Annotated in this window: 16 protein-coding genes; 11 read left to right on the top strand and 5 right to left on the bottom strand. The window is 59.7% G+C overall.

Features of this window, described 5'->3' with window-relative positions:
- Nucleotides 1-70: 70 nt before the first annotated feature.
- A complete protein-coding gene (locus DLD99_RS19410) occupies nucleotides 71-1999 on the bottom strand; it encodes a transglycosylase SLT domain-containing protein (protein WP_114884394.1) in 1929 nt (642 codons plus the stop codon).
- A gap of 213 nt (nucleotides 2000-2212) precedes the next feature.
- On the opposite strand from DLD99_RS19410, the gene DLD99_RS19400 reads away from it, so the two are divergent.
- Nucleotides 2213-4135, top strand: a complete 1923-nt coding sequence (locus DLD99_RS19400; RefSeq protein ID WP_085713134.1) for an ATP-binding cassette domain-containing protein — start codon at nucleotides 2213-2215, stop codon at nucleotides 4133-4135.
- A gap of 75 nt (nucleotides 4136-4210) precedes the next feature.
- On the opposite strand, the gene DLD99_RS19395 is transcribed toward DLD99_RS19400, so the two are convergent.
- A complete protein-coding gene (locus tag DLD99_RS19395) occupies nucleotides 4211-4648 on the bottom strand; it encodes a universal stress protein (RefSeq protein ID WP_047295289.1) in 438 nt (145 codons plus the stop codon).
- 103 nt (nucleotides 4649-4751) lie between these two features.
- On the opposite strand from DLD99_RS19395, the gene DLD99_RS19390 reads away from it, so the two are divergent.
- The 7 genes from DLD99_RS19390 to DLD99_RS19355 all read left to right on the top strand — a co-directional run bounded on the left by DLD99_RS19390 (nucleotide 4752) and on the right by DLD99_RS19355 (nucleotide 13199).
- The gene (locus DLD99_RS19390; protein WP_114884390.1) at nucleotides 4752-5189 is read left to right on the top strand and encodes a hypothetical protein; all 438 of its coding nucleotides are present in this window, start codon (nucleotides 4752-4754) and stop codon (nucleotides 5187-5189) included.
- A 540-nt stretch (nucleotides 5190-5729) separates the two neighbouring features.
- Nucleotides 5730-7877 (top strand): fatty acid oxidation complex subunit alpha FadB, encoded by a 2148-nt coding sequence (fadB, locus tag DLD99_RS19380; protein WP_064598124.1) that lies wholly within the window; start codon nucleotides 5730-5732, stop codon nucleotides 7875-7877.
- 29 nt (nucleotides 7878-7906) lie between these two features.
- Nucleotides 7907-9082: an acetyl-CoA C-acyltransferase FadA gene (gene fadA / locus DLD99_RS19375; RefSeq protein ID WP_007953060.1), complete on the top strand. Its 1176-nt coding sequence runs from the start codon at nucleotides 7907-7909 to the stop codon at nucleotides 9080-9082.
- A 99-nt stretch (nucleotides 9083-9181) separates the two neighbouring features.
- Nucleotides 9182-9418 carry a DUF1653 domain-containing protein gene (locus tag DLD99_RS19370; protein WP_007953059.1) on the top strand — a complete coding sequence of 79 codons (237 nt, stop codon included), beginning with the start codon at nucleotides 9182-9184 and terminating at the stop codon, nucleotides 9416-9418.
- 114 nt (nucleotides 9419-9532) lie between these two features.
- Entirely contained in the window at nucleotides 9533-12163 is a 2631-nt protein-coding gene (gene topA / locus DLD99_RS19365; RefSeq protein ID WP_114884388.1) for a type I DNA topoisomerase, read from the top strand.
- Between the two features lie 171 nt (nucleotides 12164-12334).
- Nucleotides 12335-12859 carry a DUF6586 family protein gene (locus DLD99_RS19360; RefSeq protein WP_085713138.1) on the top strand — a complete coding sequence of 175 codons (525 nt, stop codon included), beginning with the start codon at nucleotides 12335-12337 and terminating at the stop codon, nucleotides 12857-12859.
- 106 nt (nucleotides 12860-12965) lie between these two features.
- The gene (locus DLD99_RS19355; RefSeq protein WP_003226592.1) at nucleotides 12966-13199 is read left to right on the top strand and encodes a hypothetical protein; all 234 of its coding nucleotides are present in this window, start codon (nucleotides 12966-12968) and stop codon (nucleotides 13197-13199) included.
- A gap of 79 nt (nucleotides 13200-13278) precedes the next feature.
- Here DLD99_RS19355 and sulA read toward each other — a convergent pair whose 3' ends face one another.
- Both sulA and lexA read right to left on the bottom strand, forming a co-directional pair.
- The gene (sulA, locus tag DLD99_RS19350) at nucleotides 13279-13752 is read right to left on the bottom strand and encodes an SOS-induced cell division inhibitor SulA (protein ID WP_114884386.1); all 474 of its coding nucleotides are present in this window, start codon (nucleotides 13750-13752) and stop codon (nucleotides 13279-13281) included.
- A 10-nt stretch (nucleotides 13753-13762) separates the two neighbouring features.
- Nucleotides 13763-14371, bottom strand: a complete 609-nt coding sequence (lexA, locus tag DLD99_RS19345; RefSeq protein WP_085713140.1) for a transcriptional repressor LexA — start codon at nucleotides 14369-14371, stop codon at nucleotides 13763-13765.
- Nucleotides 14372-14601: 230 nt separating this feature from the next.
- On the opposite strand from lexA, the gene DLD99_RS19340 reads away from it, so the two are divergent.
- The 3 genes from DLD99_RS19340 (at nucleotide 14602) to DLD99_RS19330 (ending at nucleotide 17228) form a co-directional block, all read left to right on the top strand.
- Entirely contained in the window at nucleotides 14602-15309 is a 708-nt protein-coding gene (locus tag DLD99_RS19340) for a TetR/AcrR family transcriptional regulator (RefSeq protein ID WP_085713141.1), read from the top strand.
- 170 nt (nucleotides 15310-15479) lie between these two features.
- The gene (nagZ, locus tag DLD99_RS19335) at nucleotides 15480-16478 is read left to right on the top strand and encodes a beta-N-acetylhexosaminidase (protein ID WP_208647536.1); all 999 of its coding nucleotides are present in this window, start codon (nucleotides 15480-15482) and stop codon (nucleotides 16476-16478) included.
- A gap of 12 nt (nucleotides 16479-16490) precedes the next feature.
- Nucleotides 16491-17228 (top strand): S-methyl-5'-thioinosine phosphorylase, encoded by a 738-nt coding sequence (locus DLD99_RS19330; protein ID WP_085733486.1) that lies wholly within the window; start codon nucleotides 16491-16493, stop codon nucleotides 17226-17228.
- A 42-nt stretch (nucleotides 17229-17270) separates the two neighbouring features.
- On the opposite strand, the gene DLD99_RS19325 is transcribed toward DLD99_RS19330, so the two are convergent.
- Nucleotides 17271-19961 (bottom strand): DEAD/DEAH box helicase, encoded by a 2691-nt coding sequence (locus tag DLD99_RS19325; protein WP_114884382.1) that lies wholly within the window; start codon nucleotides 19959-19961, stop codon nucleotides 17271-17273.
- Nucleotides 19962-19963: the final 2 nt, after the last annotated feature.

Genomic DNA, 19963 nt, shown 5'->3' with positions numbered 1-19963 from the left:
AGTAGAGCGTCATAAAAAATGCCCGCATCTTTCGATGCGGGCATTTTTGTTTACGTCGATCTTTGCACGATCACTGATCGTCAAAGTACCGCTCATGCCAGTCCACCAGCGGCTGCGGCGAGTTGAGTTTCTGGCCGTAGATCACTGAGTAGGACAGCACGTTCTGCACGTACTGGCGGGTTTCGTCGAACGGGATGCTTTCGACCCACACGTCAAAGCTCAGGTGGTCGGCACCGCGCAGCCACTGGCGCACGCGGCCGGGGCCGGCGTTGTAGGCGGCGGAGGCGAGCACACGGTTGCCGTTGAACTGGCTGTGCACCTGGCTCAGGTAGGCGGCGCCGAGCTGGATATTCTTGTCCGGATCGAGCACCTGCTGTGGCGAGGCCAGCGGAATGCTGAATTTGCGCGCGGTTTCCTTGGCGGTGCCGGGCATCAGTTGCATCAGGCCGCTGGCGCCGACGCCGGAGCGGGCGTCGTCCATGAAGGCGCTTTCCTGGCGGGTGATAGCGAACACCCAGCTTGAGTGCAGGCCACGGACCTTGGCTTCACGCACGAGGGTGTCGCGGTGGGCCATCGGGAAGCGGATGTCCAGGTCGTCCCAGTATTGCGCCTGGCTGATGGTGCGGATTGCCGGGAAATACCATTTCAGGTCATAGGCCAGTTTGGCCTGGGCAACCATCTCGTCGCGGTTGAAGTGCCGGCTGACGTGATACCACTCGCGGCGGCCATCGACGATCTGCCCACGGGCGTGGAATTCCAGCGCACGGCGCACGCCAGGAGTGTTGCGCACCTTGTTGATGGTGGCCTGGCTGAGTACCAGCGGTTTGTTGACCAGCGAATAGGGCAGCTGCGAGCGATCGGCAGCCAGGAAACCGTAGAAGTCCCGTTCCCGTGCGAGGTTCTTGTACAACGTCTGTGCTTCAGGGTTCTGCGGCTGCGCCAGTTCCAGGCTGCGGGCCTGCCAGTAGCGCCAGCGGTTGGTGGTGGCCAGATCCTGCGGCAGGCGGCGGGTCAACTGATAGGCGTCGTCCCAGCGCGCCAGACGCAGCAGCAGGCGCAGGCGCCATTCGGACACGGTGTTGTCGCGTAGTTCCGGGTCATATTTGGTCATCACGTCCAGCGCGCGGCTGTCGAAGCGACGGGCCAGGGTCAGGCCGATTTCCCGGGCGATGGCGACTTTTTCATCTCGCGAGAAATGCATGCTGCTGGCGTAGCCATCGAGCAGATCCATGGCCTTGTCCGGATCCTGACGGGCCAGACGGCGCAGGCCGAGGCTGACGATGTCCGACATCGGTTCGTCGGCCGGGGTGAAGCGCGATGGTTGGTTGAGCAGTTCCGGTTTCTGCGCCACATCCACCAACAGACGCCCGCGTGGGGACAGTGTGGTCAGGCCGTTGACCAGGCTGTTGGCCAACGGATAGTTACGCGCCTGGGCGGCGAGTTTGGTGCGCTCCCAGCGTTTTTGCTCGGTCAACTGGCCATCGGCAGCCCAGATGCCGAACAGCGCGTCACACGCGGCGGGTTGCGATTTGCCGGTCAGCCACAGTTTGTCGGCATTGGCGTAACCCTCGGCCTTGTGGCCGCTGCTGATCTGGTACTGCGCGTTCAGGCAGTCCAGTTCGGTGAAGTTGAGCTTCGGATCGTAATACTTGACGAAGGTCGCCCAGTCTCCACGGTCGGCGAGCCAGCGCAACCAGCGCAGCTTCATCCAGTTGGCCTGGGGCAGGTCACCGTGTTCGGCGAGGAATTTCTCGATCTCCGCGTTGCTGGCAGTCTTCAGGCGGGCGGTCAGCTCGTCGTAGGCCAGATACGGCTCCAGCGGATAATCGGCGAGGGCCTGGCTGTATCGAAAATATGGGCCGGTATCGCCCTTGGCCAGGGCGCGCTTGGCCTCATCGTAATACTGGCGCTGGGTGGACAGGTCCACCGCCTGGGCGGATTGAGCAGCAGCGGCGGTGAGTAGCAAACAGGACAAAACACTGAGAAGGCGACTGCGCATGAGACATCCGGGCAGAGAAATCATGACAAGTGCCAGCGTGGGCGGCACTGAATTGTCTGTAGCTTAGCCTTTTGCCAGCAGACGGCGAAAGCTTTGCGGGCCTTGCGGCACAAGTTCGCAACAAATGTTGTGCAGAGTACGTCAGCGGCGAAATTGCCGGCCTGTTCGGCCCTCGATTCAGGTAGAATGCGCGCCCGGTTTTTGGAGAAGCTCATGACCCTGCTCAAATTCAGCGATGTGTCCCTTGCATTCGGCGCGATGCCGTTGTTGGACAAGGTGTCCTGGCAGATCGCCCGTGGTGAGCGGGTGTGCATCATCGGTCGCAACGGCACTGGCAAGTCCAGCATGATGAAACTGGTCAAGGGCGACCAGAAGCCTGACGACGGCGCCGTGTGGCGTGCCCCCGGTCTGAAAATCGGCGAATTGCCGCAGGAATTGCCGGTGGCCGACGAGCGGACCGTTTTCGACGTGGTGGCCGAAGGCCTCGACGGCGTGGGTGCGCTGCTTGCCGAATACCATCACCTGAGCCAGAACATCGTCACCGACGCTGATCTGGAAAAGCTGATGCACGTCCAGCACGACCTCGAAGCCCGTGACGGCTGGCGCTTGCAGACCCTGGTCGACAGCACCCTGAGCCGCCTGCAACTGCCGGCCGACAAGACCCTCGCCGAGTTGTCCGGCGGCTGGCGTCGTCGCGTGCTGCTGGCCCAGGCGCTGGTGTCCGAGCCAGATCTGCTGCTGCTCGACGAACCGACCAACCACCTGGACATCGGTGCGATTGCCTGGCTCGAAGAAGCTCTGAAGGATTTCCAGGGCGCCGTGCTGTTCATCACGCACGACCGTTCCTTCCTGCAAAACCTTGCCACCCGCATCCTCGAACTGGATCGCGGCGGCCTGATCGACTGGAACGGCGATTACGCCAGTTTCCTGGTCCACAAAGAAGCCGAACTGGCCGCTGAAGAAACCGCCAACGCGCTGTTCGACAAGCGTCTGGCTCAGGAAGAAGTGTGGATTCGTCAGGGTATCAAGGCCCGTCGCACCCGTAACGAAGGCCGCGTGCGTGCGCTGAAGGCCCTGCGTGTCGAGCGCAGCGAGCGTCGTGAGCGCACCGGCAAGGCCAACATCCAGCTGGAAACAGCGGAGAAGTCCGGCAAGCAGGTGATGGTGCTGGATAACGTGAGTTTCGCGCACCCGGGCGGTCCGTTCCTGATCCGCGATTTTTCCATGGTGCTGCAGCGCGGTGATCGTATCGGCCTGCTCGGCGCCAACGGTACCGGCAAGACCACCCTGCTGAAATTGATGCTCAGCGGTCTGCAACCGACCAGCGGCAAGGTGGAAGAGGGCACCAAGATCGACGTGGCTTACTTCGACCAGTTGCGCCATCAGCTGGATCTGGAAAAGACCGTGGTCGACAACGTCGCCGAAGGTCGCGATTTCATCGATATCAATGGCCAGAGCCGCCACGTGCTGAGCTATCTCGGCGACTTCCTGTTCAGCCCGCAGCGTGCCCGCACGCCGGTGAAGGCGCTGTCCGGTGGCGAGCGTGCGCGCCTGCTGCTGGCCAAACTGTTCAGCAAGCCAGCAAACCTGCTGGTGCTCGACGAACCGACCAACGACCTTGATGTGGAAACCCTCGAACTGCTCGAAGAGGTGCTGCTGACCTTCAACGGCACCGTGCTGATGGTCAGCCACGACCGGGCATTCCTCGACAACGTGGTGACCAGCACCCTGGTCTTCGAAGGTGAGGGCAAGGTTCGCGAATACGTCGGCGGCTATCAGGACTGGATCCGCCAGGGTGGTTCGCCGCGCCTGCTGGGCGTGACCGAAAGCAAATCCGGCAAGGCCGACCTGAACTCGGCGGTGGTCACTGCCGAACCGGCCCCGGTTGCCGCGCCGGTCGCTGCGGCCCCGGCTGCGAAGAAGAAACTGAGCTACAAGCTTCAGCGTGAGCTGGAAGCCCTGCCGGGAGACATCGACGCCAAGGAGCAGCAGATTGCTGCTGTCGAAGCTGAAATGGCTGAAGCCGGTTTCTACCAGCGTCCGCCAGCCGAAACGGCCAAGGTGATTGCTTCCCTGGAGCAGTTGCAGGCTGAGCTGGATGCGCTGGTGGAGCGTTGGGCCGAGCTGGATGCCTGATTGTTTCCAGGCATGAAAAAGCCCGGCGTCCAGTGATGGACGCCGGGCTTTTTAGCTTTTCACAAGTGCCTGAGGTCAGCGTTTGACCAGGTGTACCGCCAGCACATCGCAAGGTGCGCCGTGCAGCACGTCGTTGGCGGTCGAGCCCAATAGCAGCGCCAGACCATGTCGGCCATGGCTGCCGACCACGATCAGGTCGCATTCCTGATCCTTGGCGAAGTGGTGGATTTCCTGGCGCGGCTGGCCGTAGGTCAGGTGGCAGTTTGAGCCTTCCAGTTCGGTGTATTTGTGCTTCAGGCGCTCGAGGCGTTCCTTGGCTTGATCGAACTGCTGTTGTTGCAGTTGTGACAGATCCATCGGCACGTCACCCCCGAAGGCCATGGCCATCGGTTCGACGATATGCACCAGCGACAGCTTGGCGCCATTGCTCACCGACAGCTCTCGGGCGCGGTGGATCACAGGGTCGCACTCTTCGGTCAGATCTACGGCGACCAGGATATGGTGGTAGGGCATGAGGTGCTCCTCGTGAGGGATCAATATTGTTAAGTATGGCTGGTTTCAAGCGCATTGGTTCCAAAGTGACGCAATGGGCTCATGACAAAACGGGAGTACACATATGACGGTCTGGCTGGTGGTGTCAATCCTGCTGGTGGTGTTGAGCCCCCTGGCGTGGTTGCGTCCGTCCCGTGCACAGAGTGGCCGGATAGCCTTGCGCACCGAGGCCCGGCGCATCGGGCTGGCCATGCAGCTGGCGCCGCAGGAGTGGCCGCACTGGCTGAGCCAGGAGCCGCCAAACCCGTGCGCGCAATACCATCGGCCGCGGCGCGGCAAGCAGCCGGCGTGCTGGACGTATTGGCAGAAATCCCCGGGCGTGTGGGTCAACCAGTGGCAGGAAATCTGTGAAGATCCGCTGCTGCTGAATCATTTCGAAAAATTGCCGGGCAACGTTTTCAAGGTTGAAGCCGACAAGCAGATGATCGCGCTCTATTGGGGCGAGAAGGGTGATGCTTCGGTTCTGCTGGACATTGATGCCACGCTGAAAGCGCTGGCATGACTCACGGACTTTTCGCGCTGCAACGGTGCGAAACGTCTGGCAGACGAGCAATAAAAAGCCCGACATGATTCATCGGGCGGGGTTGGCCAGGCAGGCCGGAAATTCTTTTTGGCGTTGAACCGGAGTGAGCCGGTCAGCAAAAGTGCGCCTGTTTTCCTTCGTAGTCCAGCCAGCGTAGCCTGTTAAACAAGGCTTGCGGTGAATTAGGGCGACTTTTCTAACTATTAATCTTATGAATGCCCTCACATGCAAGCATGCGTGGACGGGCTGCGTCTTACAGAAATGACCGCAAAGTCGCATTTCAACCCGTATTTAGGGCGATTGACAATTGTCGGAAATTCCGTGAAGGTGGCGTACCCAAATCAAACGGGCGTATGAATTGAGCGTTTGTATTGCAGACTGCTCCTACAGAATCCCGACTATCGCGTTGGCGGGTGTGCCGGGTGGATTGGTGTCAGCATTGACGAAAAAGCGTCCTGCCGAGCCATTCGCCTGCGTCCGACGTGTACTGTTCAGCTTCCATATCGTGGAGATCAGTTGATGATTTACGAAGGTAAAGCCATCACGGTTAAAGCTCTTGAAAGTGGCATCGTCGAATTGAAATTCGACCTCAAGGGTGAGTCCGTCAACAAGTTCAACCGTCTTACCCTGAACGAACTGCGTCAGGCCGTAGACACCATCAAGGCAGATGCTTCGATCAAGGGCGTGATCGTCAGCAGTGGCAAGGACGTGTTCATCGTCGGCGCCGACATCACCGAATTTGTCGACAACTTCAAGCTGCCGGATGCCGAGCTGGTTGCTGGCAATCTCGAAGCCAACAAGATCTTCAGCGATTTCGAAGACCTCAATGTTCCGACCGTGGCCGCGATCAATGGCATCGCCCTGGGTGGCGGTCTGGAAATGTGCCTGGCGGCGGACTACCGTGTCATGTCCACCAAGGCCAAGATCGGTCTGCCGGAAGTCAAGCTGGGCATCTACCCGGGCTTCGGCGGTACCGTGCGTCTGCCGCGCCTGATCGGTGCCGACAACGCTATCGAGTGGATTGCCGCCGGCAAGGAAAACCGTCCTGAAGACGCGCTGAAAGTCGGCGCCGTCGATGCCGTGGTTGCCCCTGAAAAGCTGCAGGATGCTGCCCTTGAACTGATCAAGCGCGCCATCTCCGGCGAGTTCGACTACAAGGCCAAGCGTCAGCCGAAGCTGGAAAAGCTCAAGCTGAACGCTATTGAACAAATGATGGCTTTCGAAACCGCCAAGGGTTTCGTGGCTGGCCAGGCCGGCCCGAACTACCCGGCCCCGGTCGAAGCGATCAAGACCATCCAGAAAGCCGCGAACTTCGGTCGTGACAAGGCACTGGAAGTCGAAGCTGCAGGTTTCGTGAAGCTGGCCAAGACCTCTGCCGCGCAGAGCTTGATCGGTCTGTTCCTGAACGATCAGGAACTGAAGAAAAAGGCCAAGGCCTACGACGAAATCGCCAAGGACGTGAAGCAGGCTGCCGTATTGGGCGCCGGCATCATGGGTGGCGGTATCGCCTATCAGTCGGCCTCCAAAGGTACGCCGATCCTGATGAAGGACATCAACGAGCACGGCATCGAGCAAGGTCTGGCGGAAGCCGCCAAGCTGCTGGTCGGCCGCGTTGATAAAGGCCGCATGACTGCCGCGAAGATGGCTGAAGTGCTCAACGGCATTCGTCCGACCCTGTCCTACGGCGATTTCGGTCACGTTGACCTGGTCGTTGAAGCCGTGGTCGAGAACCCTAAGGTCAAGCAAGCCGTTCTGGCGGAAGTCGAAGACAAGGTCAAAGAGGACACCATCCTCGCGTCCAACACCTCGACCATTTCCATCAGCCTGCTGGCCAAGGCCCTCAAGCGTCCGGAAAACTTCGTCGGTATGCACTTCTTCAACCCGGTGCACATGATGCCACTGGTGGAAGTGATCCGTGGCGAGAAGTCCAGCGAGCTGGCGATTGCCACCACCGTTGCCTACGCCAAGAAAATGGGCAAGAACCCGATCGTCGTCAACGACTGCCCGGGCTTCCTGGTCAACCGCGTACTGTTCCCGTACTTCGGCGGTTTCGCCAAGCTGGTCAGCGCTGGTGTGGACTTCGTCCGTATCGACAAGATCATGGAAAAATTCGGCTGGCCGATGGGCCCGGCATACCTGATGGACGTGGTCGGCATCGACACCGGCCACCACGGTCGTGACGTGATGGCTGAAGGCTTCCCGGACCGCATGAAGGACGACCGTCGTTCGGCCATCGACGTGCTTTACGAAGCCAAGCGTCTGGGTCAGAAGAACGGCAAGGGCTTCTATGCCTACGAGGCCGACAAGAAAGGCAAGCAGAAGAAAGTTGCCGATCCGTCGGTACTGGAAGTGCTCAAGCCGATCGTCTACGAGCAGCGTGAAGTCACTGACGAAGACATCATCAACTGGATGATGATCCCGCTGTGCCTGGAAACCGTGCGTTGCCTGGAAGACGGCATCGTCGAAACCGCCGCCGAAGCCGACATGGGTCTGGTCTACGGTATTGGTTTCCCTCCATTCCGTGGCGGTGCGCTGCGCTACATCGACTCGATCGGTGTTGCCGAGTTCGTTGCCCTGGCCGACCAGTACGCTGATTTGGGCGCGCTGTACCACCCGACCGCGAAGCTGCGCGAAATGGCCAAGAACGGCCAGAGCTTCTTCGGTTAAGCGCCCCCAACTAGAGTGAGAGTGAACTTATGAGCTTGAATCCTAGAGACGTCGTGATTGTCGACTTCGGTCGTACTCCGATGGGCCGCTCCAAGGGCGGCATGCACCGCAACACCCGCGCCGAAGACATGTCGGCGCACCTGATCAGCAAACTGCTGGAACGCAACACCAAGGTCGATCCTGCAGAAGTCGAGGACGTGATCTGGGGCTGTGTGAACCAGACCCTGGAGCAGGGCTGGAACATCGCGCGCATGGCGTCGCTGATGACCCAGATCCCGCACACTTCGGCCGGCCAGACCGTCAGCCGTCTGTGCGGCTCGTCGATGAGTGCGCTGCACACCGCTGCACAAGCGATCATGACCGGCAACGGTGACGTATTCGTGGTTGGCGGCGTCGAGCATATGGGCCACGTGAGCATGATGCACGGTGTCGATCCGAACCCGCACATGTCCCTGTACGCGGCAAAAGCCTCGGGCATGATGGGCCTGACCGCTGAAATGCTGGGCAAAATGCACGGCATCACTCGCGAACAGCAGGACGCCTTTGGCGTGCGTTCCCACCAGTTGGCCCACAAGGCAACTGTGGAAGGCAAGTTCAAGGACGAGATCATCCCGATGCAGGGCTATGACGAGAACGGTTTCCTGAAAACCTTCGACTACGACGAAACCATTCGTCCGGAAACCACCCTGGAAAGCCTGGCGGCTCTGAAGCCGGCGTTCAATCCAAAGGGCGGCACCGTGACTGCCGGTACTTCGTCGCAGATCACCGATGGTGCTTCGTGCATGATCGTGATGTCGGCGCAGCGTGCACAGGACCTGGGCATTCAGCCGCTGGCAGTGATTCGTTCGATGGCGGTGGCAGGTGTGGATCCGGCGATCATGGGCTATGGTCCGGTACCGGCGACTCAGAAGGCACTGAAGCGTGCCGGTCTGGGTATCAACGATATCGACTTCTTCGAACTCAACGAAGCGTTCGCCGCACAGGCCCTGCCAGTGCTGAAAGACCTGAAAGTGCTCGACAAGATGAATGAGAAGGTTAACCTGCACGGCGGCGCGATCGCCCTGGGTCACCCGTTCGGTTGTTCCGGTGCCCGTATTTCCGGCACCTTGCTGAACGTGATGAAGCAGAATGGCGGCACCTTCGGGGTAGCCACCATGTGCATTGGCCTCGGCCAAGGCATCTCCACCGTCTTCGAACGCGTTTAAGCGTCTCGTCGATGGAAGCCGGGGCCAAGTGCCCCGGTTTTTGTTTTTGCGGATTTATTTTTGTTTTTATTTTGAAAAAATTTGAGTGAGGGCCGAAGCATGCCGATACAACCTGGGCTCTACCAACATTACAAAGGTCCGCAGTACCGCGTATTCAGTGTCGCGCGGCATTCCGAGACCGAAGAAGAAGTGGTCTTTTACCAAGCCCTGTATGGCGATTACGGCTTCTGGGTACGTCCCTTGAGCATGTTCCTGGAGTCCGTCGAGGTTGACGGGGAGCAGGTCCCACGCTTTGCTTTGGTGCAAGCCGAACCGAGCCTTTTTTCGAAGCCGTAAGGCGAGTGCGCGCAAAACCCTGCGCTTGACCTCACCTTGTAGCCACTATATATAGCGGTGCCGCGTCAGGCGCCAACCGCCTTTCACTTCTAGAATTCAGGAATTTTCTGATCCATGGGCAAATCGCTGGTCATTGTGGAATCCCCGGCTAAGGCCAAGACCATCAACAAGTATCTGGGCAACCAATACGTGGTGAAGTCGAGTATCGGCCATATCCGAGACCTGCCCACCAGCGGTTCGGCTAGCGCCAGCAAGGAGCCTGCCGCCAAGCGTGGCAAGGCAGCTGCGGGCGAAGCGCCAGCGCTGTCGCCGAAAGAGAAGGCGCGCAAGCAGTTGGTCTCGCGCATGGGTGTCGATCCGGATCATGGCTGGAAGGCCAAGTACGAGATCCTCCCGGGCAAGGAAAAGGTCATCGAAGAGCTGCGCCGGCTCGCCAAGGATGCTGACACCATCTATCTCGCAACCGACTTGGATCGCGAGGGGGAAGCCATTGCCTGGCACCTGCGCGAAGCCATCGGTGGTGACGACAGCCGCTACAAGCGCGTGGTGTTCAACGAAATCACCAAGAAAGCGATTCAGGAAGCCTTCTCGGAGCCGGGCGAGCTCGATATCGATCGAGTGAACGCGCAGCAGGCCCGTCGTTTCCTCGACCGCGTCGTCGGTTACATGGTCTCGCCGCTGCTGTGGGCCAAGATCGCCCGTGGTCTGTCCGCCGGTCGTGTGCAATCGGTGGCCGTGAAGCTGGTGGTCGAGCGTGAGCGTGAAATTCGTGCGTTCATTCCGGAAGAGTACTGGGAAGTGCATGCCGACCTCGGCACCACCAAGGGCTCGACCGTTCGTTTCGAAGTGGCGCGTGAAAAGGGCGAAGCTTTCAAGCCGCTCAACGAAGCGCAGGCCATGGCGGCGCTGGAGAAGCTGAAGTCTTCCAGCTACAGCATCGTCAAGCGTGAAGACAAGCCGACCAGCAGCAAGCCGTCGGCGCCGTTCATCACCTCCACGCTGCAACAGGCTGCGAGCAATCGCCTGGGCTTCGGCGTGAAGAAAACCATGATGATGGCCCAGCGTCTGTACGAAGCCGGCTACATCACCTATATGCGTACTGACTCGACCAACCTCTCGGCTGATGCCGTGGCGATGGCGCGTACTTATATCGAAGACGAGTTCGGCAAGAAGTACCTGCCGGAAACGCCGAACGTCTACAGCAGCAAGGAAGGCGCACAGGAGGCTCACGAAGCGATTCGTCCTTCCGACGCCAACACTACGCCAAGCAAGCTCGCTGGCATGGAGCGTGACGCTGAGCGCCTCTATGAGCTGATCTGGCGCCAGTTCCTGGCTTGCCAGATGCTGCCGGCGCAATATCTGTCGACGACCGTCAGCGTGGCCGCTGGCGACTTCGAGCTGCGTGCCAAGGGCCGTATCCTGAAGTTCGACGGCTACACTCGCGTTCTGCCGCAAATCACCAAGCCTGGCGATGACGATGTTCTGCCGGACATGGCGCAGGGCGACGTGATGAAGTTGATCAAGCTTGATCCGACCCAGCATTTCACCAAGCCGCCGGCCCGTTACTCGGAAGCCAGCCTGGTGAAGGAAATGGAAAAGCGTGGCATTGGCCGTCCTTCGACCTACGCGGCGATCATTTCGACCATTCAGGATCGCGGCTACGTGACCCTGCACAACCGTCGTTTCTATTCGGAAAAGATGGGCGACATTGTCACCGAGCGTCTGTCGGAGAGCTTCTCGAACCTCATGGACTACGGCTTCACCGCCGGCATGGAAGAGAACCTCGATGACGTGGCTCAGGGTGAACGTGACTGGAAGAACGTGCTTGACGAGTTCTACGGTGACTTCAAGAAAAAACTTGAAGTAGCCGAAAACCCGGAAGCCGGCATGCGTGCCAACCAGCCGGTGATGACCGATATTCCGTGCACCACTTGCGGCCGTCCAATGCAGATTCGTACTGCGTCGACCGGCGTGTTCCTCGGTTGCTCGGGCTACAGCCTGCCGCCGAAAGAGCGCTGCAAGGCCACCGTCAACCTGGTGCCGGGCGACGAAATCGCAGCGGACGATGAAGGCGAGTCGGAATCCCTGGTGCTGCGCGGCAAGCATCGTTGCCCGATCTGCAGCACCGCGATGGACGCCTACCTGCTCGATGAAAAGCGCAAGCTGCACATCTGCGGTAACAACCCGGATTGCGCCGGCTACGAAATCGAAGAAGGCAGCTACCGCATCAAGGGCTATGAAGGTCCAAGCCTGGAGTGCGACAAGTGCGGCAGCGAGATGCAGCTCAAGACCGGCCGTTTCGGCAAGTTCTTCGGTTGCACCAATCCGACTTGCAAGAACACCCGCAAGCTGCTGAAGAGCGGTGATGCGGCGCCTCCGAAGATGGATCCGGTGAAGATGCCTGAGCTGAAATGCGAAAAGGTCAACGACACTTATATCCTGCGCGATGGTGCTTCAGGCCTATTCCTGGCGGCCAGCCAGTTCCCGAAAAACCGCGAGACCCGTGCTCCGCTGGTGATCGAGATTCTGCCGCACAAGGACGAGATCGATCCGAAGTACCACTTCCTGTGCGAAGCGCCGCAGAAGGACCCAGATGGTCTGCCTGCAGTGATCCGTTACAGCCGCAAGACCAAGGAGCAATACGTCCAGACCGAAGTTGACGGCAAGCCAACAGGCTGGAAAGCGTTCTTCGACGGTGGCAAGTGGACAGTTGAAGACAAGCGTCCGGCAAAAGCCAAGGCTTGAGCAAGCGCTGATCCGAGGCTGTCCTGACCGGATGGCTTCAACACAAAAGGCCGCATGACAACCTTCTGGTTTTCATGCGGCCTTTTTGTTTAATGCTTGCGGTCGGATCGGCTGATCCATGACACTGTCCGACCTGTATGAAGAAATTATTTCGCTGCGGAGAGTGCCGATATGGCCCACGAGCTCTATACCCGTACCAATCAGAAGATCTATTTCGCGGGTCTGTCGCTGGAAGCGCTGGCCAGGGCTGAAGAGGGGCGGGCGATGAATTCGCTTGCGTTGATTCAGGCCGGGCGCGAATCGGCGCTGTTTCATCTATACGGAGCATTGCTGGGGTTGTGTCACGAAATTGCCGGGTTCTACCGCCTACCGCAGGCTAACGCGCCCCGGGCGGAAACGCTGTTGACCCGCGAAGTGCTTGAGTCGATTGCGATCCCCGAGTTGGCCGAGATGGTCGAGTTGGCGGGTAATCCGGAAACCTGGCTGGCTAAATTGCTGGCCGCACATTCGGCGCTGTTTCAGCCACCGCGAGTGCCACACAAGCCAAAAGGCGATGTGACCCAGCCGCTGATTCAGGCGGTCAATCTGGATGAAGAGCAAGCCCCGGAAGAGCTGAGTCGTGAAGAGTTGGAGAGCTGGCGGCAGAACCTGAAAAGTCTGGCTATCCGTTTCCGTGAAGGCCTGAACGAGTGCTGATGGCTTCGTGACCGGCGGCGACGAGATGCATGCTGCTGGTCAAGATCCTGAGCGAATCCTGAACGATCTCTATATAATCCCTGCCTTTCGTGGAGAACAGACCTATATGCCAACGTCCTTTCTAGAAATTGTCGAGCTACCAGACGGCCGAATCGAACTGCGCAGGGCCGAGGACGAGGGTTCTCTGGTGACTCTGGATTTCTCCGAGGATGCCAAGGCATTTCTGCAGGGCCAGCACGTTGAAATTGCCAAGGCGATGCTCAGCGTTGGCGTGCAGATGGCTGGTCGAATGGTTGAAGGCGAGTTTGATAAGGAAGAGGGGCCGCGGGTTCTTCATTGAGCACCGCCCGTCGATTATCGCTTCGGTTCGGCTTCTCTGTCCTTTGAGAAGCCCCGCGCTGCAGATAGCGCGCACGTAGTCAGCCCAGTCGAATATTCAGGCTTTGAGCGTCCCCGGTGCGGGCGGCGCTGATCAGTTGTTGGCGTGAACCGGAGTTGAGCGGGTTCAACCATGTCACCACCGTATGGCTACGGCCCAGTCGCAGGGCTTCGCAGGCCAGTTGCTGAGCGCTTTGCGTGCCACGCGGTTGCAGCAGCAGGATGCGTTCGCGATTCAGTCCGGCATCCCGCAGCCAGGTCTGGGTCAAGCTCGCGGGTGGTGCAATCAGAGTCAGCCATCGTGCATCCTGATCCTCACTCAATTCCCGAAGTATGGGTGCCAGCAGGTTCAGGCAGTTCCCGGCCGCCCCGCGCAGCGACAGTTCACTGAACGCTTCGGGTTCGACATTCCATGGGCGTTCGGCTACATCCTTGAGGATGGGGGCCAATGGTTGCGCCAGAAAGGCCTCGAACAACGGCAGTTGTGTTTGCTGAGGTACGTGTGGGAACTGCATAAAGCCTCCTTTAGCGGCGGATTACGCCGACACTCAAGCCTTCGATCACCAGTTCCTGATCTTTCAGGTCGACTTCGATAGGGGCGAACTCGGGGTTCTCGGCAATCAACCAGACTTTGCTGCCATCGCGCTTGAAGCGTTTGACCGTCACTTCATCGCCGATTCGCGCAACGACGATCTGACCATTGCGCGCCTCGCGAGTGGTGTGAACCGCCAGCAGGTCACCGTCGAAAATACCGATGTCCTTCATGCTCATCCCGTGGACGCGCAGCAAGTAGTCGGCGCGAGGATGGAAAAAGGCCGGGTTGATGTTGCAGGACTCTTCGATGTGCTGTTGGGCGAGAATCGGCGCACCGGCAGCGACTCGACCGATAATCGGCAGGGTGGATTCGTCGACCTTGGCTTCAAAGCCGGGGATTCGAATGCCGCGAGAGGCGCCGGGAGTCATTTCGATCGCGCCTTTGCGGGCGAGCGCCTTGAGATGCTCTTCGGCCGCGTTGGGCGATTTGAAACCCAGTTCCTGAGCGATTTCCGCACGGGTCGGCGGGTAGCCGTTGTCTTCGAGGCAGCGTTTGATAAAGGCCAGAATCTCGGCTTGGCGTGGCGTCAGCTTAAGCATATTGATCGCTCTGTCTTTTTATACAGTGACTGGGATTATATACAGTGAAGCAGTCTTGGCAATGATCGTTTTTTGCCAGACCGCCGGACGGTCAGTGACGGCGTCGATTAATGTGGCGTCCTTGTTGTGGTTAAATATCTGACCGACCATTCCCAAAACGAACCGGCAGGCTTGACAAGGCACAGGCTGAAACGTATGTTTCAAACAAGTGTTTGTCAGGCGGAGTAGCCATGGCCCAGTCGGAAACCGTTGAACGCATTCTTGATGCTGCAGAACAGCTGTTCGCGGAAAAAGGTTTCGCCGAAACCTCATTGCGTCTGATCACCAGCAAGGCCGGGGTCAACCTCGCAGCGGTGAACTATCACTTCGGTTCGAAGAAGGCGCTGATCCAGGCGGTTTTCTCGCGTTTTCTCGGTCCGTTCTGCATCAGCCTCGATAAAGAGCTGGAGCGCCGTCAGGCCAAGCCAGAGAACAAGCCTTCGCTTGAAGAGCTGCTGGAAATCCTCGTCGAGCAAGCTCTTGTGGTTCAGCCTCGCAGTGGCAACGACTTGTCGATTTTCATGCGCCTGCTCGGGCTGGCCTTCAGCCAAAGCCAGGGTCACTTGCGCCGTTACCTGGAAGACATGTACGGCAAGGTCTTCCGCCGCTATATGTTGCTGGTAAATGAAGCGGCGCCACGCATTCCTCCTATCGAACTGTTCTGGCGTGTGCACTTCATGCTCGGCGCTGCGGCATTCAGCATGTCGGGTATCAAGGCCCTGCGTGCGATTGCCGAGACTGATTTCGGCGTCAACACCTCCATCGAGCAGGTGATGCGCCTGATGGTGCCGTTCCTGGCCGCCGGCATGCGTGCCGAAACCGGTGTCACCGACACCGCAATGGCCACCGCGCAGTTGCGTCCTCGCAGCAAATCGACACCGGCGCCTGCCAAGGTTTAACTGTCCATGGGTGGGCGTGGCAGCGGACATCCGCTAAGCTAGCCGCCCATGCCGACTCTCGTTCTGAACCCGTTTCTCATTGAAATCACCGATCTGCCGGGCAATACCTCTGGTGGTGGTTTCGTGGGCGACGGGTTTTTCGTTTTCAAGGAATCTCTATGACTGCTGGCCTGCAAGGCTCGTTGATGGTGGACGTCGCCGGTACCTGGCTGACGGCCGAAGATCGCCAATTGTTGCGCCAGCCCGAAGTGGGCGGCCTGATCATTTTTGCCCGTAATATCGAGCACCCGCGTCAGGTGCGCGAGCTGAGCGCGGCGATCCGTGCCATTCGCCCGGATCTGCTGCTGGCGGTGGACCAGGAAGGCGGTCGCGTCCAGCGTCTGCGTCAGGGCTTCGTACGCCTGCCCGCCATGCGGGCGATTGCTGATAACCCGAATGCCGAGTACCTGGCTGAGCAATGCGGCTGGATCATGGCTACAGAAGTGCTGGCAGTCGGGCTCGACCTGAGCTTCGCGCCGGTGCTGGATCTGGATTACCAGCGCAGCGCCGTGGTTGGCACTCGTTCATTCGAAGGCGATCCGGAGCGTGCGGCACTGCTTGCCGGTGCTTTCATCAAAGGTATGAACAGTGCCGGCATGGCGGCTACCGGCAAGCACTTCCCCGGCCACGGCTGGGCGGAAGCCGACTCCCACGTCGCCATCCCCAACGACGAGCGCAGCCTCGAAGAGATCCGCGCCAACGACCTGGTGCCGTTCGCCAGACTCAGCAAGCAACTGGCCGCCGTCATGCCGGCCCACGTCATTTACCTGCAAGTCGACGCACAGCCCGCTGGTTTCTCCCGGCGCTGGTTGCAGGACATCCTGCGCGGCGAATTGCAGTTCGACGGTGTGATCTTCAGTGATGACTTGTCGATGGCGGGCGCGCATGTGGTGGGCGATGCGGCGAGTCGTATCGAAGCGGCACTCAGCGCCGGTTGCGACATGGGCCTGGTGTGCAACGATCGTGCTGCCGCCGAGCTGGCCCTGAGCGCCGCGCAACGCATGAAGGTCAAGCCGTCGCCACGCATCTCACGCATGCGTGGTCAGGCGTTCGCCAATACCGAATACCGTCAGGACCCGCGCTGGCTGACCGCTGTCGGCGCCCTCAAAGACGCTCAACTGATCGATTAAGGATTTTTCGCTATGACGGTTTACGCAATTATCGGCGGCACCGGCCTGACCCAGCTGGAAGGCCTGAGCATTCGTCAGTCGCTGGCAGTGGATACGCCTTATGGTGCGCCATCGGCTGAAGTCCAGATCGGTGAATACGCCGGCAAGGAAGTGCTGTTCCTGGCTCGCCACGGTCATCCGCATCGCTTCCCACCGCACAAGGTCAACTATCGCGCCAATCTGTGGGCGTTGAAGCAGGCAGGGGCCGAAGCAATCATCGCAGTCAACGCCGTGGGCGGGATTCATCCTGCAATGGGCACCGGACATTTCTGCGTACCGCATCAGATCGTGGACTACACCAGCGGTCGCGAGCACACCTATTTCGCCGATGATCTGGAACATGTCACACACATCGACTTCAGCTTTCCCTACAGCGAGCCGCTGCGTCAGCAACTGATTGCAGCGCTGGCCGCTGAAGGTTGCGAATACAGTGATCAAGGCGTTTACGCCTGCACCCAGGGCCCGCGACTGGAAACCGTGGCGGAAATCGTGCGTCTGGAGCGTGACGGCTGCGACATCGTTGGTATGACCGGCATGCCGGAAGCCGCACTGGCCCGTGAGCTGGATCTGGATTACGCCTGTCTGTCGCTGGTGGTGAACCCGGCGGCGGGCAAGACCACGGCGGTGATCACCATGGCCGAGATCGAGCAGGCGCTGCATGACGGGATGGGTAAGGTGAAGTCGACGTTGGCGCGGGTACTCAAGGGCTGAGTCCGGCTCCGGAATGACTCGAACGAACAGGCGCTGAGGATCTCAGCGCTTTTCAAACTTGTCCGGCAACGGCGCAAACAGCGCCTCGATATCATCGCTCTGCAACTTCCAGTCCCCGGCCTTGCGCCCATCCAGCACGCCGGCCGCCAGGTCGGATTTTTCCTTCTGCAGATGCTGAATCTTCTCCTCGACCGTGCCCCGGGCAATCATCTTGTAGACGAATACCGGCTTCTCCTGGCCAATGCGATACGCACGGTCGGTGGCCTGGTTTTCGGTCGCCGGGTTCCACCACGGATCGTAGTGAATCACGGTGTCCGCTTCCGTCAGGTTCAGACCCACACCGCCAGCCTTCAGGCTGATAAGAAAGATCTGACGCTTGCCGCTCTGGAATTCTTTCACAGGCGTGCGCCGATCCCGAGTCTGTCCTGTCAGCAGTGCATAGGGGACATTGCGCTTTTTCAGCTCGTCCTCGATCAATGACAGCATCGAAGTGAACTGTGAAAACAGCAGGATCCGTCGCCCTTCCTCAAACAGCTCCTCGAGCATTTCCATCAGGCTGTCGAGCTTGCCCGAGGTGCTGCCGCGAGCGGGCAGGGTGGCGTCGTTGACCAGGCGCAAATCACAGCAGACCTGACGCAACTTGAGCAGCGCTTCGAGAATGATGATCTGGCTGCGCGCCACGCCCTTGCGAGTGATCTCGTCGCGCACCTTCTTGTCCATGGCCAGGCGCATGGTTTCGTACACGTCGCGCTGCGCCTCGTTGAGCTCGACCCAATGGATGATCTCGGTTTTCGGCGGCAACTCGGTCGCGACCTGTTCCTTGGTGCGACGCAGCAGAAAGGGTTTGATCCGACCGTTGAGGTGTTGAAGTCTGACTTCGCTGGCGCGCTTTTCGATCGGCACGCGGTAATCGGCGTTGAAGCTTTTGACGTCGCCGAGCCAGCCGGGCAGCAGGAAATGAAACAGCGACCACAGTTCGCCGAGGTGATTTTCCAGTGGCGTACCGCTCAGGCACAGGCGCTGACGGGCGTTCAGCTCGCGGGCAGCCTGAGCGGCCTTGCTGTTCGGGTTCTTGATGTATTGCGCCTCGTCCAACACCAATACATGCAGCGGTTGCTGTACGAGACGCTCGACATCCTTGGGCAGCAGCACATAGGTTGTGAGGATCAGGTCGTAATCGGCCAGGTGTTCGAAATGCTTTTTGCGGCTGGCGCCGTACAGGGCCACCACTTTGAGCTGTGGCGTGAAGTGCGCCGCTTCGTCCAGCCAGTTGGGGATCAGGCTGGTGGGCATCACCACCATGCAGGGTCGATCCAGTCGCCCGGCGTTTTTCTCGCTGAGAATATGCGCCAGGGTCTGTAGGGTTTTGCCCAGGCCCATGTCGTCCGCGAGAATCCCGCCAACCTCAAGTTGCCGCAGCGACTGCATCCAGCTCAAGCCTTCGAGCTGATAAGGGCGCAGTGTCGCGTTCAGCCCTTGTGGCGCTTCGGCACTGTAGTCGCGGATATCACGCAGGCGTTGGGCGAAGCTGCGAATCTGCTCGCCACCCTCCCACAGCAGAGGAATGCCTTCCAGCGAGTTCAGGCGTGTGGCGTCGGCCTTGCTCAGGCGCAGGGTGGTTTCGCCCGGCTCTTGCAGATAGAACTCGCCCAGCGTCGCCAGCACCGGTTTCAACCGGCCAAGGGGCAGGGCGACTTGCAACGGCCCGTGCTCGCTGTTGCGTTGCGGAATGTTCACCAGAATCAGCTCATCGTCCCGTCGCCGGGCGAGGCGTTCGGGGTTGAGGATTTCTGTGTGCGAGCGCATCAGGTTCAGCAAGATCGGCAGCAGGCTCAGGCGTTCGCCATTGACGATGATGCCCAGTTCCAGATCGAACCAGTCCCGCTCTGGCGTCTGCTCGACGGTGGCGTACCAGTCGTCCACGGCTGTCAGGTCGAAGCCGAATTCATCGTCGACCAGCAATTCCCAGCCTTGGGTGCGCAGCTTCGGCAGATCGTTCAGGGTGAACGTCAGCCAGGCGCTGTCGTTGACCATCTCGTAGAGTTCGCCGGCGCTTTCCGGCAGTGCCTTGCTTTGTCGGGTGGCGATGCGAAAGCCGAGAATTCGCAGTTGCTCGCGGTAGCTTTGCTCGACGTCCGGCTGGCGTTTGACCCGCAGCGTCTGCGCTTCCTGGCGAATCAGGATGTCGCTGTTTTTCTGGCCGCTGACGTATTCGTCGAGGTAGCTGAAAGACAGCGCCGCACGATGCTGGATGTAGCGCTGCATCTTGCCGTTGCGCGGCTCGAAAGCGCTGAACTCGACACTGGCCAGCCACAGGCGCGGCACCGGTTGCACGTTGTCCACCAGCACTTGCGGCGGAGCCTTGGGGCTGCGGTTTTCCAGTACGGCCTGGAGCTTTTCCAGCAGTTCGGCGTCTTTGGCGGCGGCCGGGTATTCGAGGGTTTCCTGCACTTGCAGCAAGACCGCCGCACAGTGTTTGCAGTTGCTGTGGACCGGGCAGGTGCATGTGGCGTCGACCATCAATAACGTGCCTTTGGCTGACTCGCGCAGATGAATCGTCTGACGATAAATGTTGCCACCAGAGCCTTCGCAACTGGCGGTAATGGTCGCATCGCCGACCTGCACGATCCGCACCCGGTTTTCCAGGGCGTAGCGGCGGCCACGCTCCAGGCTTTGTTCCTTGAACCGGCTGACCCAGGAGGAGGCCAGCGGTTTACTCAGAGGCGGGGACATAA

The organism is Pseudomonas kribbensis (assembly GCF_003352185.1).
GTDB lineage: Bacteria > Pseudomonadota > Gammaproteobacteria > Pseudomonadales > Pseudomonadaceae > Aquipseudomonas > Aquipseudomonas kribbensis.
This window is presented reverse-complemented; position numbering and strand designations above follow the sequence as displayed.